Annotated in this window: 10 protein-coding genes; 4 read left to right on the forward strand and 6 right to left on the reverse strand. The window is 48.1% G+C overall.

What is annotated here, in order from left to right; all coding sequences use genetic code 11:
• Window positions 1-192: 192 nt before the first annotated feature.
• Together EII41_RS05755 and EII41_RS05760 are read right to left on the reverse strand one after the other, a co-directional pair.
• Window positions 193-1,569 (reverse strand): hypothetical protein, encoded by a 1,377-nt coding sequence (locus tag EII41_RS05755; RefSeq protein WP_124789799.1) that lies wholly within the window; start codon window positions 1,567-1,569, stop codon window positions 193-195.
• A gap of 75 nt (window positions 1,570-1,644) precedes the next feature.
• Window positions 1,645-2,058, reverse strand: coding sequence for an HU family DNA-binding protein (locus EII41_RS05760; protein WP_124752045.1), 414 nt, complete (start codon window positions 2,056-2,058; stop codon window positions 1,645-1,647).
• Between the two features lie 367 nt (window positions 2,059-2,425).
• Here EII41_RS05760 and EII41_RS05765 point away from each other — a divergent pair, with 367 nt between their 5' ends.
• Window positions 2,426-4,210 carry a sensor histidine kinase gene (locus tag EII41_RS05765; protein ID WP_124789800.1) on the forward strand — a complete coding sequence of 595 codons (1,785 nt, stop codon included), beginning with the start codon at window positions 2,426-2,428 and terminating at the stop codon, window positions 4,208-4,210.
• Between the two features lie 29 nt (window positions 4,211-4,239).
• Window positions 4,240-4,938 (forward strand): response regulator transcription factor, encoded by a 699-nt coding sequence (locus EII41_RS05770; RefSeq protein WP_124789801.1) that lies wholly within the window; start codon window positions 4,240-4,242, stop codon window positions 4,936-4,938.
• A 522-nt stretch (window positions 4,939-5,460) separates the two neighbouring features.
• On the opposite strand, the gene EII41_RS05775 is transcribed toward EII41_RS05770, so the two are convergent.
• The 4 genes from EII41_RS05775 to EII41_RS05790 form a co-directional block, all read right to left on the reverse strand.
• Window positions 5,461-6,216 carry an FKBP-type peptidyl-prolyl cis-trans isomerase gene (locus EII41_RS05775; protein WP_411292582.1) on the reverse strand — a complete coding sequence of 252 codons (756 nt, stop codon included), beginning with the start codon at window positions 6,214-6,216 and terminating at the stop codon, window positions 5,461-5,463.
• Window positions 6,213-6,929, reverse strand: a complete 717-nt coding sequence (locus EII41_RS05780; protein WP_124789803.1) for an FKBP-type peptidyl-prolyl cis-trans isomerase — start codon at window positions 6,927-6,929, stop codon at window positions 6,213-6,215. The genes EII41_RS05775 and EII41_RS05780 overlap by 4 nt, the downstream gene beginning before the upstream one ends.
• A 36-nt stretch (window positions 6,930-6,965) precedes the next feature.
• A complete protein-coding gene (locus EII41_RS05785; protein WP_124752050.1) occupies window positions 6,966-7,550 on the reverse strand; it encodes an FKBP-type peptidyl-prolyl cis-trans isomerase in 585 nt (194 codons plus the stop codon).
• Window positions 7,551-7,827: 277 nt separating this feature from the next.
• On the reverse strand, window positions 7,828-11,484 hold the full coding sequence (locus tag EII41_RS05790) for a DUF1565 domain-containing protein (RefSeq protein WP_260425498.1): 3,657 nt from the start codon (window positions 11,482-11,484) through the stop codon (window positions 7,828-7,830).
• A gap of 358 nt (window positions 11,485-11,842) precedes the next feature.
• Between EII41_RS05790 and EII41_RS05795 the strand changes: the two genes are divergently transcribed.
• Window positions 11,843-12,175 carry a hypothetical protein gene (locus tag EII41_RS05795; RefSeq protein WP_124789804.1) on the forward strand — a complete coding sequence of 111 codons (333 nt, stop codon included), beginning with the start codon at window positions 11,843-11,845 and terminating at the stop codon, window positions 12,173-12,175.
• Between the two features lie 300 nt (window positions 12,176-12,475).
• Entirely contained in the window at window positions 12,476-15,028 is a 2,553-nt protein-coding gene (locus tag EII41_RS05800; protein ID WP_260425499.1) for a TonB-dependent receptor, read from the forward strand.
• Window positions 15,029-15,153 lie beyond the last annotated feature (125 nt).

Here is a 15,153-nt window from a genome sequence, read left to right on the forward strand (position 1 = left end):
CTGAATTATCTCGCCCTTTCAGGGCTGTTTCAGGCGGTCGGTCGTGTAAGGGCGAACACACAGGTTCGCCCCTACACGGCAAACAACTCAACATTTCAACATCTCAACAACTCAACGCCCGAAGGGCTTCACTTTTCACTTCACCATCACCTTGAATTGCCACATAGCCCATAACGGTTTACACGGGCACATTTATTTATAGTCCACCTCTTCGTTCACCAGCCCTATGCCGCGGAGCTGGGTTTTGCCGTATGAGCCGCCGTTGTAGAGCTGCTTGAAGCCTATGTCCACCATCCGGTATGTACCGTCCTCCATTTTGAAAATGATGAAAGCGGTGTGGTAGCGATCGATGATGCCGCCCAGCGCATTGCGGGTGTAACTCCAATCGGCACCTTGAATAATGGCTTTCACCGGAACGCGACCATCGTCGTATATTCCTTTGGCTATGGCTATCATCTCCGCTTCAAGTTTAGGATTGCTGGTGGCTGCTTTAGGAATTTCGGCTTTACCGCCTGAGTTTTTCTTAATTCGGGCATACAACTCCATCCAGTCTTTTTTGACGACCGCTTCCCACTTGGGAAAATTATTGACTTTCATCTTTTCATAAGCAGCCAGAGCGTCCGTATAGTCTTGATCCTCGACTTTTTTCGGATGCGACTGCATATCTTCGGCTGCTATGGCCAATTTGTAACTCTGATATACGCCCCGCGCCCAATTCTTCTCTTCGCCGGCCTTCACGGTGCCTATCATCGTATTGAAAAACGTGTTTTTTACATTTTCGAAAGGAACATACTTGCGATAAAGTTCCATGAGCCGCTCCTCTTCCTCTTTCCAACGAACGTTCGATTTTTTCTGTGTACCCGAAGGATACATGATTAAGACATCCTTATAGCCGTAACCGTATTTTCTGTATTCCGATAGATTAAACTTGATTTTATCGCCATCTGCTAATGACAGGATCGTATTCGGATCTTCGTAATCCAGACTTATTTTCCCCTCCTCCATAGCCCGCAACATCATGCGCGCTTCGACAAAAAGGGGATACGTTTCTTTGGGGAAAGCCTTGAATACGGCAAAATTAGCATTGATTATAAGATCGGCCGGAAGTGCATACATACCGCTTTCCGGCTGATAGACGATGCAAGGGCACTCTTTACCCGAAGCCATCATGTATAAAATAACCTGACGCAGCGGGGATTGCGCTTTGTCTGTTTCAAGGCCGCTTTGGGTGTAGAACATGCCCGGCATGTCTTTGCGAAGCGTAAAATAAATGTCCGGATCCAATTTATCGTACGATGCGTTCAATGCACTCATCGATACGCCTAAAAACGAATCAATGTCTTGTGCATTTGCACCTCCAGAAGGAACGTTTTGGGATAATGCCTCCGAAACTTTTGTTTGCTCTGTGTCGAGAGTTTGTTCGGCTTTCTTTTCAACCGATTTTTTCGCTTCTTTCGTAGCGACTTCTTTGGTTTTGGTTTTTGCTTTGTTAAGCAGGCCCCCCAACTGTGCCTGTGCAGCGCCTTGCACCGACAGGGCAAGAATTAAGATTGCAATTAACTTTTTCATTTTCTTCAGTTTTATTTCTGATTTATGATTCCTGTCTTCTGCCAACCGACGTCAGACGATGGTTTAAATGTTTAACTACGGTGTTTCCGATTCGTTTCCGGTGTATTGGTTCACCACTTTCACTTTCACGCTTTTGGCGGCGTTGAGCATTTCCTGTTTGGGGAAGAAGCGCACGGCGGGCGTTTTGAGGGTGGCGGCGGTCACTTCCTGCGGTGTATCCATCAGTTGCGCACCGATAACCACTTTGATGGCTCCCAAATCGCCCAAGTCGACAGACGCGCCTTGCTGCAGGCCGCTGCTCACAAATTCGGCTAAGGTGGTGAGAGCATTGCGCACATCGCCCCGCGCAAGGGATGTAGCGCGCACGATTTCGTCTTCGAGTTGTCGCGCGGTTATACGCTGCACGGTTTTGGGAGCAGCGTAATACACGGTTTGTCCTTTTTTTTCGCCAATGGACATGATGCGTTCTTTTACTTCAAATTCAATCATAATGTTTAATTGTTTAATTGTTTAATTGTTTAATTGTTTAATTGTTTAATTGTTTAATTGTTTAATTGTTATCGTGACCTCTGTCGCGATGACATGCTGTGCGATGACGCGACCGCCTCGTGTCCGTTAAAGAGATAAGGACGTTATCGCTTAGCCGGTTTCCTCGTAACCGTTCAATCGATTGCCTCGTCATCGTCATACCTTCTTTCTCACTGTGCAAAATTAAGGGAATGTTGGGTGCATGTCAATCCGTAAAAACCACATAAAAACACGTAGGGGAAATACGAAATTTCTACGTATTATCCCTTTATTGTTAAAAAACGTTTGTATATTTGTGGCGTATTCAATGATGAACAAATAAAAAAACATGCGTACTTTTTCCTGCTTCTTGACCGTACTTTTATTGTTGTTCGCACCACGGGCGGCAGCGCAGCTTGCAGACCACTATGCCCAGGCAAACCGGTATTACTTAGATGCTAAAAACGACTCGGCGCTAGTGTGTTTGAGCGCGGCGCTGAAACAAACCGACAGCATCCAATATGAACGCAAAACCGAAATTTTGCTGTTCAGAAGCCGCGTGCTGAGTACCCTGACCTTTTTCGAACCGGCCATGGAGGACGCCTTACAAGCGTATGATATCAGCAAGAGAAACAAGAACGAAAAGTTCATCTCGTTGTCGCTCCTGAGCGTGGGAAAAGTCCATTACCTGATGTATAACGACTCGATCGCGGAAGGCTATATGCTCCGCGCCAAGGAGCTGGCGGAGAAAAAACGGTTCCGGCAGGAGTTGATGATCATCGACAACGCGCTGGCGCAGCTCTATTCCGTACTCGAACGAAACGAGGAATGCCTTGCCCTGGCAAAACACTCGCTTGAATTGGCCAAACAGCTGGAAGATACCTTTTATATCGTGCAGAACCTGACTCTTTTTGCGGCTTACTATATCAACCTGAACCGCTGGACAAACCCCATTATTCCGGAATACCAGTTTAAAGCGAAACAGTATTTGGATGAAGCCGAACAGATAGCGTCCGATCAGCACACTCCGCTGCTGATCTTGAGTATTTACGCCAACTTCGTCCGCTATTATCGCGTGGAGAAAAACTACCGGGAAGCATTGCAATACGTCAATCGCGTCATCGGGATGTGCGAACCGACGAATTATGCCATGCTGATACAGATGTATGACTATCTGGTGGGAATCTACGCGCATCTGGGCAATGAGAATATGACGATCAACAGTCATCAGAAATTTCATCAACTCATGCGGCAACAATCCGATTACAAGCTCCATCAGTCGCTTCAGGAGATGCGGGTCAAACACGACGTGCAGGAGAAAGAACTGGAGATCGCGCGCCAACAGGTAGAAATCAAACAAACCCGGTTTTACCAGTGGCTGCTTGTCCTCTCGACCTTATTCGCGTTGCTGCTCTCGGGAATGTTTTATTATGTGTCTCGCCTGCGCCGCAAGCGCAACAAGGAGCTGTACCGGATTAACGCGAGCAAGGACAAACTGTTCTCGATCGTTTCGCACGACCTGAAATCGCCCGTGGCGGCGCAGAAAATGGCGACGGAGATGATGCTGGAGAATTTCGAGGAAATGGACAAACCGCAGTTGCTGGAACATATTCGGAGTTTTCATCAGGCTACCGAAACACAGCATGAACTGCTCCGAAACCTGCTCGACTGGGCGCGTATGCAAACCGGACAGATAAAGTATCGCCCCACGCGATTCAGTCTGACGGAGCTGGCGAAAGAAGTGGCCGACATTTATCGGCTTCCGGCACAGAATAAGGGTATAAGCATTCGTCTGGAGGCCGCGGCCGATTGTGTGACGCTGGCCGACCGCTCCATGATCCACACCGTCCTGCGCAACTTGATCAACAACGCGGTGAAATTTTCGCACCGCGAGAGCCAAGTGGCGGTATCGGTAACGTGCGACGGAGAACTGGCGCGGGTCATGGTAAAAGACAGCGGCGTGGGAATGCCGGCGGCCGGAGAGGAAAAAATTCTCGTCGGCACCGCGGGTGAAAAAGGGAGCGGTCTGGGGCTGACCATCTGCCGCGAAATGCTGGAACGAAACAACAGCCGGCTGGAAATACGGAGCACGGAAGGCGTGGGGACGGAGATCGGATTCGGTTTGGGTGTTTAGATGTCAAATAATTAAACGATTAAAAGGTTATGGTAAAAATTATTTTGGTGGACGACCACGCTTTGTTTCGCGACGGACTGAACTCCTCGTTACAGAAGATGGAGAACCTTCCGGTCGATATTATCGGTGAAGCGGGATCGGGAGCAGAGTTTTTCATGTTGCTGTCCCCTGATCGGCTGCCCGATTTGGTGTTGCTGGATATTGTCTTGCCCGACATGTCGGGGGTAGAAATCGCGCGGCGGCTGAAAAAAGAATACCCCGACGTAAAAATAATCATGCTCTCGGCAGAGGTGTCCGAAGAATTAATCACCGAACTGCTCGATGTCGGCGTGGAAGGATACCTGAGTAAAATGGCGCGCAAAGAAGACATTCAAACCGCTCTTCGTACCGTCATCGGGGGATGTCAATATTTCGGACGCAGCGTGGCGAAAATGATGTACGATATTTATCTGGCACAGCAACAGGGCAAAAAAGCCCCGATAAGAAAAAGTGCCGCAAAAGAAAAAGATAGTTTGTCGAAAGAAGAGGCTACTTTTTTAACCGATCGCGAAAAAGAAATTATCCGTTTGCTGTGCAACGGACTGCAAATAAAAGAGGTGGCTGAAAAACTAAACATAAGCCCGCGCACGGTGGAAACACACAAAAGTAAAATTCTTCTCAAACTGGGCTTCTCGCGCATAACCGACCTGGTGAAATTTGCCATAAAAGAAGGGTTGGCCGAGTTGTGAGGCTTTCACCATTTCACCTCTCCCTCCTGAATTTAACCCAAATTACGCGATACACTGTTCGGCGTTTACCATTATTTAATTGTTAATTGTCAATGGTTAATTGTCATACCGGGTACATGATTCGGCGTTATTTACCGGGTACATGATTCTTATACTTTCTATTGCGGAATCCGGGTTAAAATAAAGCTCCTATCGCGTAATCCGGGTTCAAGGAGCCTATGAAACTCTTCTCTCCGCTTTCTCAAATAATGAACCAAATGTTCGGTATATCAATCTTCTGTACGTCAGGTCAACTATTTGCCTTAGACTTCCTTCAGATTCCGATTCGGAACGGAACCCCCTTGTCTTCGGCAGCAACCTTCCCCCTATGAAGGAGGTTCAGGGACTCTCTTTCTTAGAATATGCCCATGCAGGGGAAACCACAAAAAAAAGCGGTTCACCCTTTCTTACACACCGAAAGAGGGTGTGCCCAAACATTGCGTTTTGACCACACCCTCCCGATCGTTTTCTCTGTACGAGCGTTTACTTTTCAGTGCTTTCTGTGCGCTCGGGCTGGATGATTTCCAACAGCTCTACTTCGAATTCAAGCGTCGCGTGAGGTTTAATCATCTGACCCGCTCCGCTGGCTCCGTAGGCCAGTTCGGACGGAATCCATACCTGATATTTAGCTCCCACAGGCATGAGCTGCAACACTTCCTGCCATCCGCGGATCACCTGCGTAACCCCGAAGGTGGCCGGTTCACCACGCTGTACGGAACTGTCGAACACGGTCCCGTCAAGCAATTTACCGGTATAATGTACTTTCACCCGATCGGCTTCGGTCGGCTTCGCACCCGTACCTTCGGTAAGTACCTTATATTGCAGGCCGCTTTCGGTCGTCACAACGCCTTCTTTCGTTTTATTCTCGGCGAGGAATTTCTCCCCTTCGGCTTTTAACGCTTCGGTTTCACGCTGCTGCACAGCCATGACATATTGCTGAATACGATTCTGTGCATTCTCCGAGCTCATCATCAGGGTAGTATCCCCTTTCAAGGCTTTCACCAAAATATGCGTGAAGACCTCCATATTAACCGGTCCGTCGGGGAATGTTTTTAAATTCTCCTTCAAACTGGTGCCGATGTTCACTCCCAACGCATAGCTCACCGTGTCGAGCTCCGAAACCATCGCCGGTTCTTGAGGAACGGGAGGAGCCACAGCTGTCTTCGTCGTATTACAAGACGTTGCAGCGATCATTCCGACAGCTGCAACACTTGCGATTAGAATTCGTACTTTCATTATTTCTTGACGATTTCGAGCAACTCTACTTCAAATTCGAGGGTTGCGTTCGGTTTGATCATCTGACCGGCACCGTTAGGACCATAAGCCAATTCAGACGGAATCCATACCTGATATTTCGATCCAACGGGCATCAATTGCAGTACTTCCTGCCATCCGCGGATCACCTGACCTACCCCGAATACTGTCGGTTCGCCACGCTGTACCGAACTATCGAATACGGTTCCGTTAAGGAGCTTACCCGTATAGTGGCATTTTACCTGATCTTCAGCCGTCGGTTTTGCACCCGTGCCTTCGGTGATCACTTTATATTGCAGTCCGCTCTCGGTCGTGATAACGCCTTCTTTCGTTTTATTGGCCGCGAGGAAATCCTGACCGGCTTTCAATTCGGCCTCAGCCTCGGTCTGCTGAATCTTCATGACATAGTCGTTTATATACGTCTGGGCCACTTCAGGGGTCATCTTCATGGCTGCCGAATCTTTCATTGCGGCCATCAATCCGCTCATAAAAGCTTCGTGATTAACGGGTTTTTCGCCGGGGAACGTTTTCAGATTTTCTTTCAGGTTACTTCCGATGTTAATACCCAATGCGTAACTTGCACTGTCGATCGGAGCGCTGAGCGCTACATTCGCTGCTCCACCCTGCTGATTACACGAGGTCACTGCCATTCCTGCGGCTACTGCAGCCGCCATCATTACTACACTTACTTTCTTCATTTTCTTCAATTTTTATTCTATTTATCAATTGCAATCTTATACAATATCGAGCAGCTCTACTTCGAACACGAGCGTACTGTTAGGCTCGATCGTTTCGCCGGCTCCGCGCTCACCGTAAGCCAGTTCGGAAGGGATGAACAGACGCCATTTGGAGCCGACATTCATCAATTGCAGGGCCTCGACCCATCCGGGAATCACCTGTGAAACACCGAACGTCGCCGGTTCGCCGCGCTGTACGGAACTGTCGAACACGGTGCCGTTAATAAGCGTCCCATGATAATGGCATTTCACCTTGTCGGAAGCTTTCGGTTTGGCTCCGTCGCCTTTTTTCAATACCTCATACTGCAAACCGCTGGGCAGCGTTACCACACCCGCTTTCTCTTTGTTGATACGTAAGAACTCAGCGCCGGCCTGCTTGTTCATTTCAAGTTTCTCAGCCTGTAACTTCATAAAAAAATCATTCAGAATTTGTTTGGCCTCGTCGTAACTGATAGCCGGCTTCGCTTCGGAGAAAACGTCATTCAATCCCTTGAGAAAGTCGTCCATATTCAATTCCTTGATACCCGAAGCACGAAAGTTATTACCAATGCTTAACCCTAAAGCATAGCTGACATTTTCCATCTTTTTTCAGTTGTTCTTTTCTATATGTAAATCAGGGTGCAAAGGTAATAACATATTCGGTATAGACAACGTGTTGTCTCTGTTTTTTTTCACAAGAAGAAAAGAAATTTTGCACAAAGACGGTGTTTCATAGCGCGCAAACGACTTTAGAGGTTTCGGGCTTTCGGTTCTCCCCTCTCCCAAACAAAGACGGTCGTCATCCCGACGACCGTCTTCTAAGTATAAACCTTTAAAACCAAAAATGATATGCGCCTTGCTAAGGCATATACTTCGTTGCTTATCTCACGACCACTTTCCGCACCGTATCCGTGCCCAACTTCACGATGTACACCCCCCGGGAAAGACGAAGGGAACGTTCGCCCGAAAAACCTTCCAAACGATGAAGCAACTGACCCGTGAGCGAGTAAACGCGAACATCCTTCGGAGCGCTCGTACGAACATACAACAAACCATTCGAAGACCATACCTCATCGGCTTGCTCTACCGAAACGTTCGACACAGGACTTACTCCCGAGAGCTTCACTTTCAACGGATCAATCACATGACGGAAATGTACCGTCACCGTACCGTCCGCATGATGCGTCAATGTCATAAAGCCCAATTCGTCCTGAGATTTAGCTCCCGTCGTAACCTTCAAGCCTTCGAACGTATAGCCCGATTCCGGAGTCAGCAGAAGCGTAAACGTACTTTGACTTCTCACATAGTGAAGACCCTGTCCCGGAGAAGTCGTCACATGAGGATAACGACCGATCTCTACACTGTGGACCAGATGGATCGTTCCTTGATTCGGGTGATATTCATAAGCGCCCTGATCGACCACATCGTCATAGATTCTCGCACGGCCCCCCAGATCGTTCCGCAACGATGAAACATACTGGCCATCCGTTGGCTGAGAGAGCGTTAAACCGACGATCGTTCTGAAGCCCGACAAAACGAACGGGTTGTAACCGAAGTTTACGGACGGGCTGGAGTTATTCAGCCGATAATCCCCGTCCTTGCGAGGTGTCAGATCCGAATCATATCCTTTCCGCAGAAACAGCGGATCACGATCCATATTGTTGCCTCCGTCGCGTCCCAACGTCCCGCCCCAGCCCGACACGTTGCAATGCCTCCAGTACGGGCTACCGCCTCCATTTAGTACATCACCACCTAACGAACCGTCCGTGAGGTTACCCCACACGATCGTATTACGAAGCGTCGGACGGCCTTCGCTGTTATAGAAACCTGATCCCGACAAAGCCATGTTACCGCTCAACGTATTATTGAGCGAAAGGAAACTGCTACCGTTATTGTACAGTCCTCCTCCGGTCGATGCCCGGTTATGGCTCACCTCCGTGTTATAAATCAGCACATCGTCCGATGAAGTACAACCCGCGTATGCTCCGTCGATATAGATACCGCCACCATGCCCACGGGCTGTGTTCTCTTTCACGACGCTGTTGGCCACCGTTCCCGAAGCGCCGGCACGGAACAGAATCCCCGCGCCGTCAAGAGCCGTTCCGCCGAGCACCGTAAAACCGTCGAGTCGGGTATCGCGGCTTGTACCGCAGAACCCGTTCGTATACGTCGTCGACCCGTCGAAGATCACGACCGAATTGCCGTTGCCCCTCAACACCGTACGATACTCGGAAGGCTTGCGTTCGTTCAAGTTCGTTTCCGTCCCCTTGAAGCCTCCGTACACGTGTACGCTGTCGTAATCGATCAGGAACGAGCCTCCCTTTGGCGGAGTATATTCACCCTGTGCCACCCAAACGTAGTCGCCTTGAGAAGCGAGCGAAAGCGCTTCCTCAAGCGTTGGAAAAGCATTCTCCCAATCCGATCCGTCACGACGGCCGCCTGTCGAAGCACCGTTGACAAAGTAACCGTTTACTGCCGGACGTACATCAACGGTCATCTCTAAAGTCGTGTCGCAAAGCACACGATCTGCGCCCACACCTTTGTCGACCAATATATTCAGGGTAACTTTTTTCTTCCCTGTACTATTCCAAACCACTCGAGGTGAGGCATCGATCGCTGTCTCCGGCTTCCCCCCTTCAAACGTCCAGCGGCAAATGGCCTGACTCACATCCATTCCCTTCGTGATCGCTTTAAACACCTGAGGTATGCCTATTTTGGCCGGCTTAGGTTCGGGAGGAAAGCGCTTGATACTTGCATTGAACGTCAAATCTTGTATCCAACAAGTATCGGTTGTCCAACGTGTTTCATCCGTACCTTGCCCCTGATTCATCAATAGGACGTATTGTCCGGATTGGGTCGCTTTGACAGAAGACATATTCGATCCTTCGTGAATGGAACTGTCAGGAAAAATCCACTTATAGTGCTCCGCATATCCGCCAAGTAATGTTTGAGGCTTCGGATCGTCAGCACATCTCCAGATCGTATCCGTTTCAAACTTCCACCGTCCAAACGCCGAAATATACCCGTAAGAGTTGTATTGATGATAATTGGGATTGGGCACGTTATTGACGCAGCCCGAATAATACCCGAACGAAAAAGGAGAAGCAGCGTTCGATATCCGTACCAATGATTCGTCGGCACGATTCGAGAGCGTCAATCGCATGTATTCCCATCCGTCGACGCCCGGCACTGTTCCCTTACTATCGATACGAGCCCCCACGAGTGCGGGATGAAGCATACCGGTAGCCCGGTCGATGAGTCGTACATCAACAACCTGATTCGTCACCTGATCAGTATACTTGATGTAAAAGTTCGTATCGCATGTTGCTCTGTACACCAGCATCATGGCATTATGCACTTTATCTTTATCTCCAATCTGATAATAGGAGAAATCGCTTTGCCCGAGACTATACAAACTCGGCACGATGCCCGCGGCAGGATGGATATCTTCGGCTGTAGAGTGCAGGCAGGCTACCGGTTCCGTCGATTTGAAAGTCGCCACAAACGGAGCGCCCGATGAGAGATTTCCCATGTCGTATGCTACCATATCGCCCGGATTCAATCCCGTACCCAGCGAAATCCATCCGCTTCCGGTATTCACCGTCACATCGGTATTCGGATACATGGCCGTAAGATAGACACGGTCTGTCGATTCGGTAACCTGTCCGTTTGAGTATCCTTTAACAACCACGTATAAAGTGCTCAAATTATCGGCCGGTACAACCTGATCACCCATCATATCATAATTCGACAAGTCTTCGCCCGAAGTAACGGCAATCGGTTTGTCGGATTGTAGGTGCGTACCTCCCAATGTACTGAGAACACCAGACGGCGGAGGAAGCGTCGCGGGAGGATCTAATTTCTCTACCTCTGCCAAACGAAATATTTCGCCTTTCTGAAGTGTTACGATATGCGGCGTATTGGCTGCATAAAACTGAGCCGGCACATAGGCGCCCATCTTATAGCATTTGCGCGGCACGGTAAAGGTTAGTTTCGTATCATTTTCCGTGGCAATCACATCGATCATGTCGCGCGAATTCGGATAACCGATCGTTGTCGGCGTACGGCGCGAATATCCATTCAGAAAGAATCCATCACTGCTCTGTGGCACATAAAACTCGGTACCGAGTGCTTGCCGGCCTTTGAGCGTAAACATATCCTTGTTGGCAAAGACATCAAAGAAGTAATAAGCAATAATCTTCTGATCCGAAGTAATATGTACGCCCGCTTTCAGCCCCAGCTTTCCTTCTGTATTGCGAGGCTGTGTTAGATGTTTTTCGATTTCGTTCTTGGTCAGCTTAATATGTCGTCCCCCCTGTGGCGGAATGGTAAAACTCGTATCACGTCCGGTCTTGAAAAAATGAATTTTCACATTCGCCGTACTATGAGTACCATTCGAAAATATAAAACCTGCATTTTGATTATATTGTCCTCCCTGCATCGGCGTAGGTGCGGCAAACCAAAACTCCGTATCTTGTGCGTTACCATACGATAACGATAACACGGAAAATAAAAATAGTACTCTAATACTCCTCATACCCTCATATTTATATATCATGTTTTTATGTGAATTGTCTTCGGAGCCACTATTTTCCGAGCAATCCCATGACAAAGATAGTAAAAACACCATTGGCTCCAAGCTTTTACTGGACGGGAAATCCTTTTTAACAAACAGCCATACGGCTTTTTTTCCCTATCCTCCACAAAGCAACCAAAACAATTACATAACATTCAAATATTTACACAAAAACAGTAAGATATACCCAAAAGTAGGGATTGTGTAATCCGAAAGAATGTTTTTACTTTGTGGCCGGATTAGAATAGGAGTTTTCCGTATGGTTCGGAAAAAAATCCATCTCGTCCGAAAGAACAAAACGATGAGTTTGACACGGAGAATGAAAAAGATAATAGCCGGGTGGCTGCTTATCCTATTTATAGGATATGCGGGCTGCACGACTCTTTTTTATCATACGCATCGTATCAACGGGCAGTGGGTTACCCATTCGCATCCCTATTCCGATGCTCCCGACACCGGAAACCATACACATACATCGGCAGGATTTGCCACCATTGCTTCCCTGACCGCATGGTTAATGCTTGCTTTCCTGCCGAGTATTTTCTCGCAGCCTTTTACGTTGCTTTCAGCTACCATCGTCGACCGGACAACGAGTCAACACATAACACCCGGAGGAACCACTTTATCCCTCCGCGGGCCTCCCTACTGCTAAAAATCATTCTCTTTTTCTGTTCATTGCTCTTTTGCATATTTTTGAACAGAATTTTCATGTCATCCGGCATGGCTATGTGCTGTATACACTGAAATACAGTTTATCAGAACTTATATAAGAAAATTCATCAACAGATGAAACAAGGCATGTACCAATCTTTGCAGCCATTCGTATCTATTTACGTATGCTGAAGAGACTGCAGAACATGATGTTTCATCATCATTTAATATTTTAAAAACAAATTCTATGAAATCAATCTATTGTTTATTTTTAAGTTTACTTTTATTCCCGTCGTTAATCATGGCCGACGGAACAAATGACAGACCGGAACTTATTAAGCGAGGGACAGATGCCAACATTACCGGTCATGTACAGGATGCTAAAACGAAAGAGCACCTACCCTTCATCAACATCATCGTTAAAGGAACGACCATCGGTGTAACGACCGACGCAACGGGACACTACATGCTGAAAGATCTGCCTGTAGGAGACCTTACGCTCGAAGTTTCTTTTATCGGATACAAGAAAGTCACGAAGAAGGTAACCACAAAAGCAAACACGTTGCTTGAAATGAACTTTTTACTCGAAGAGGAAGCATTGGCCATCGACGAAGTAGTCGTTTCCGCTACCCGGAGCGAGACGATGCGCCGCGAAGCTCCCACATTGGTGAATGTACTTGACATGAAATTATTTGAGCGTACCCAGTCGACCGATATTTCGCAAGGGTTGAAGTTTCAGCCGGGCGTGCGCGTAGAAAACAATTGTCAAAACTGCGGATTCAGTCAAGTACGAATCAACGGGATGGACGGTCCTTATTCACAGATTTTGATCGATTCGCGCCCGGTATTCAGTGCGCTTGCCGGTGTATACGGTCTGGAACAAATTCCGGCCAACATGATCGAACGCGTCGAAGTGGTACGCGGCGGAGGTTCCGCGCTGTTCGGCTCATCAGCCATCGCCGGAACGATCAACATCATCACTCGCGAACCGCTGAATAATTCAGCCAGTATCTCACACCAAACGCGTGCGTTAGGCGGTCTGAACACATTCGAGAACACCACGAACTTTAACGGATCGATCGTTTCGGACAACCACAAAATGGGGGCTACGATGTTCGGACAGACTCGTCATCGTTCGGGCTATGACCACGATGGCGACGGATATACCGAAACACCGGTACTCGACGGCCGCACGTTGGGCTTCCGGGCCTTCATCAAGCCGAGCAACTACTCGAAACTGACGGCCGAATATCACAACACCCATGAGTTTCGTCGTGGCGGCGACCTGCTCAAAGAGCAGCCGCATAACGCTCACGTAGCCGAACAGCTGGAGCACACAAACAATATCGGAAGTTTGAATTACAGCCTGTTCAGTCCGAACGGAAAACATCGTTTCAACGCATACGCTTCGTTTATGAAAGTGGACCGTAAAAGCTATTACGGAGGAGGAGACAAAACAGCTAACGAAATCATAGCCGAGGGTAAAAAGAATATCGAAAACGCACGGGACAAGTTTATTGAAGATCTGAAGAAAAGCAACCCCGGGATATCCGATGAAAAAATTGAAGAAGAATTGAATGCCAACTTCTTCCCGAAAACAAATAACGGATTGAGCAACGAAGATATGCTCGAATTAAACAAACGTATGGCTTCGTACGGGCGAACCGGCGGCCTGACGCACATGTTCGGTGCGCAGTATGCTTATGAGATGTCCAAACTGCTGTTCCTGCCGGCTACTCTTACAGCCGGATTGGAATATACACACGATAAGCTTGACGACGTGAGTGGTTATCGGGAAGCTCCACTCATGCAAAAAGTAAATACCCGGAGCGCTTTCCTGCAAAACGAATGGAAAAACAACTATTGGAGCATCCTCGTCGGCGCACGTTTAGACAAGCATTCGCTCGTGAAGGACATGATTTTCAGTCCTCGTATCAACTTGCGTTACAATCCGTCTCAGGCCTTCAGCTTCCGCTTAAGTTACAGCAAAGGATTCCGGGCTCCTCAGATTTTCGATGAAGACCTCCACGTCGACAATGCCGGCGGCGACCTGATCATATCGCAGAATGCACCCAATCTGAAAGAAGAGACCTCGCACAGTTTCAGCGGTTCGATCGACTGGTATCACCGCATGGGTGCCTGGCAGTTGAACCTTCTGGCCGAAGGATTTTATACGAGTCTTGTCGATGCTTTCAGTTTCAACCAAAAAGATACCGTTGTGAAAGGTGTGGGACAGATCCTCAAAATACGTGAAAATTCGGACGGGGCCAAGGTGTACGGACTGAATTTCGAAGGCAAGATCGCCTATCTGAATACATGGCAATTACAAGCCGGGCTTACGGCGCAGAAGAGTCTCTGGAATAAGGAACAACAGTGGCACGAAGACGATACGTACAAAACGCGCCGCATGTATCGCACACCGAATTTGTATGCCTACTTCGTAAGCACGGTTAACTTTACACGTGATTTCACCTTGTCGATTTCCGGAAACTACACGGGAAATATGCTGACAGGCCATGAAATCCCGACCGAAGATGATGGCAGTTTAACCATGTTCAACGGCAAACCGTCAGCAACCATCCACCCCGATCGTATGCAACACGGTACAGGACAAACATCAACCACTTATGGTCCGCGCACGTTCCAAACACCCGCGTTCTTCGAGATGGGTTGTCGCTTGTCCTACAACTTCCCGATTTACAATATCTATACGATGCAGATTTACGCAGGCGTTCAAAATATGTTTAACGCATTCCAAGACGATTTTGACAAAGGACCGGCGCGTGACTCGGCCTACATCTACGGGCCCGGAATGCCGCGCAGTTTCTTTGCCGGCGTGAAAATCAGCCTATAACTTTTTCATAAATTGTCGTTTTTGTTTTGAGATGGGCAATCCGCCAAAGTCGTTTGTGACCGGCGAATTGCCCACTCCTTTTATACCCAAACCGTGTTTTAAGGCAACATTCCATCAACGAAAAA

The sequence above is a fragment of the Tannerella forsythia genome (assembly GCF_003860135.1).
GTDB classification, from domain to species: Bacteria; Bacteroidota; Bacteroidia; order Bacteroidales; family Tannerellaceae; genus Tannerella; species Tannerella forsythia_A.

What these genes read in the sequence shown, in the direction of transcription:
- EII41_RS05755 (WP_124789799.1), bottom strand. Translation starts at nt 1,569, where the DNA reads ATGAAAAAGTTAATTGCAATCTTAATTCTTGCCCTGTCGGTGCAAGGC.
- EII41_RS05760 (WP_124752045.1), bottom strand. Translation starts at nt 2,058, where the DNA reads ATGATTGAATTTGAAGTAAAAGAACGCATCATGTCCATTGGCGAAAAA.
- EII41_RS05765 (WP_124789800.1), top strand. Translation starts at nt 2,426, where the DNA reads ATGCGTACTTTTTCCTGCTTCTTGACCGTACTTTTATTGTTGTTCGCA.
- EII41_RS05770 (WP_124789801.1), top strand. Translation starts at nt 4,240, where the DNA reads ATGGTAAAAATTATTTTGGTGGACGACCACGCTTTGTTTCGCGACGGA.
- EII41_RS05780 (WP_124789803.1), bottom strand. Translation starts at nt 6,929, where the DNA reads ATGAAGAAAGTAAGTGTAGTAATGATGGCGGCTGCAGTAGCCGCAGGA.
- EII41_RS05785 (WP_124752050.1), bottom strand. Translation starts at nt 7,550, where the DNA reads ATGGAAAATGTCAGCTATGCTTTAGGGTTAAGCATTGGTAATAACTTT.
- EII41_RS05790 (WP_260425498.1), bottom strand. Translation starts at nt 11,484, where the DNA reads ATGAGGAGTATTAGAGTACTATTTTTATTTTCCGTGTTATCGTTATCG.
- EII41_RS05795 (WP_124789804.1), top strand. Translation starts at nt 11,843, where the DNA reads ATGAAAAAGATAATAGCCGGGTGGCTGCTTATCCTATTTATAGGATAT.
- EII41_RS05800 (WP_260425499.1), top strand. Translation starts at nt 12,476, where the DNA reads ATGGCCGACGGAACAAATGACAGACCGGAACTTATTAAGCGAGGGACA.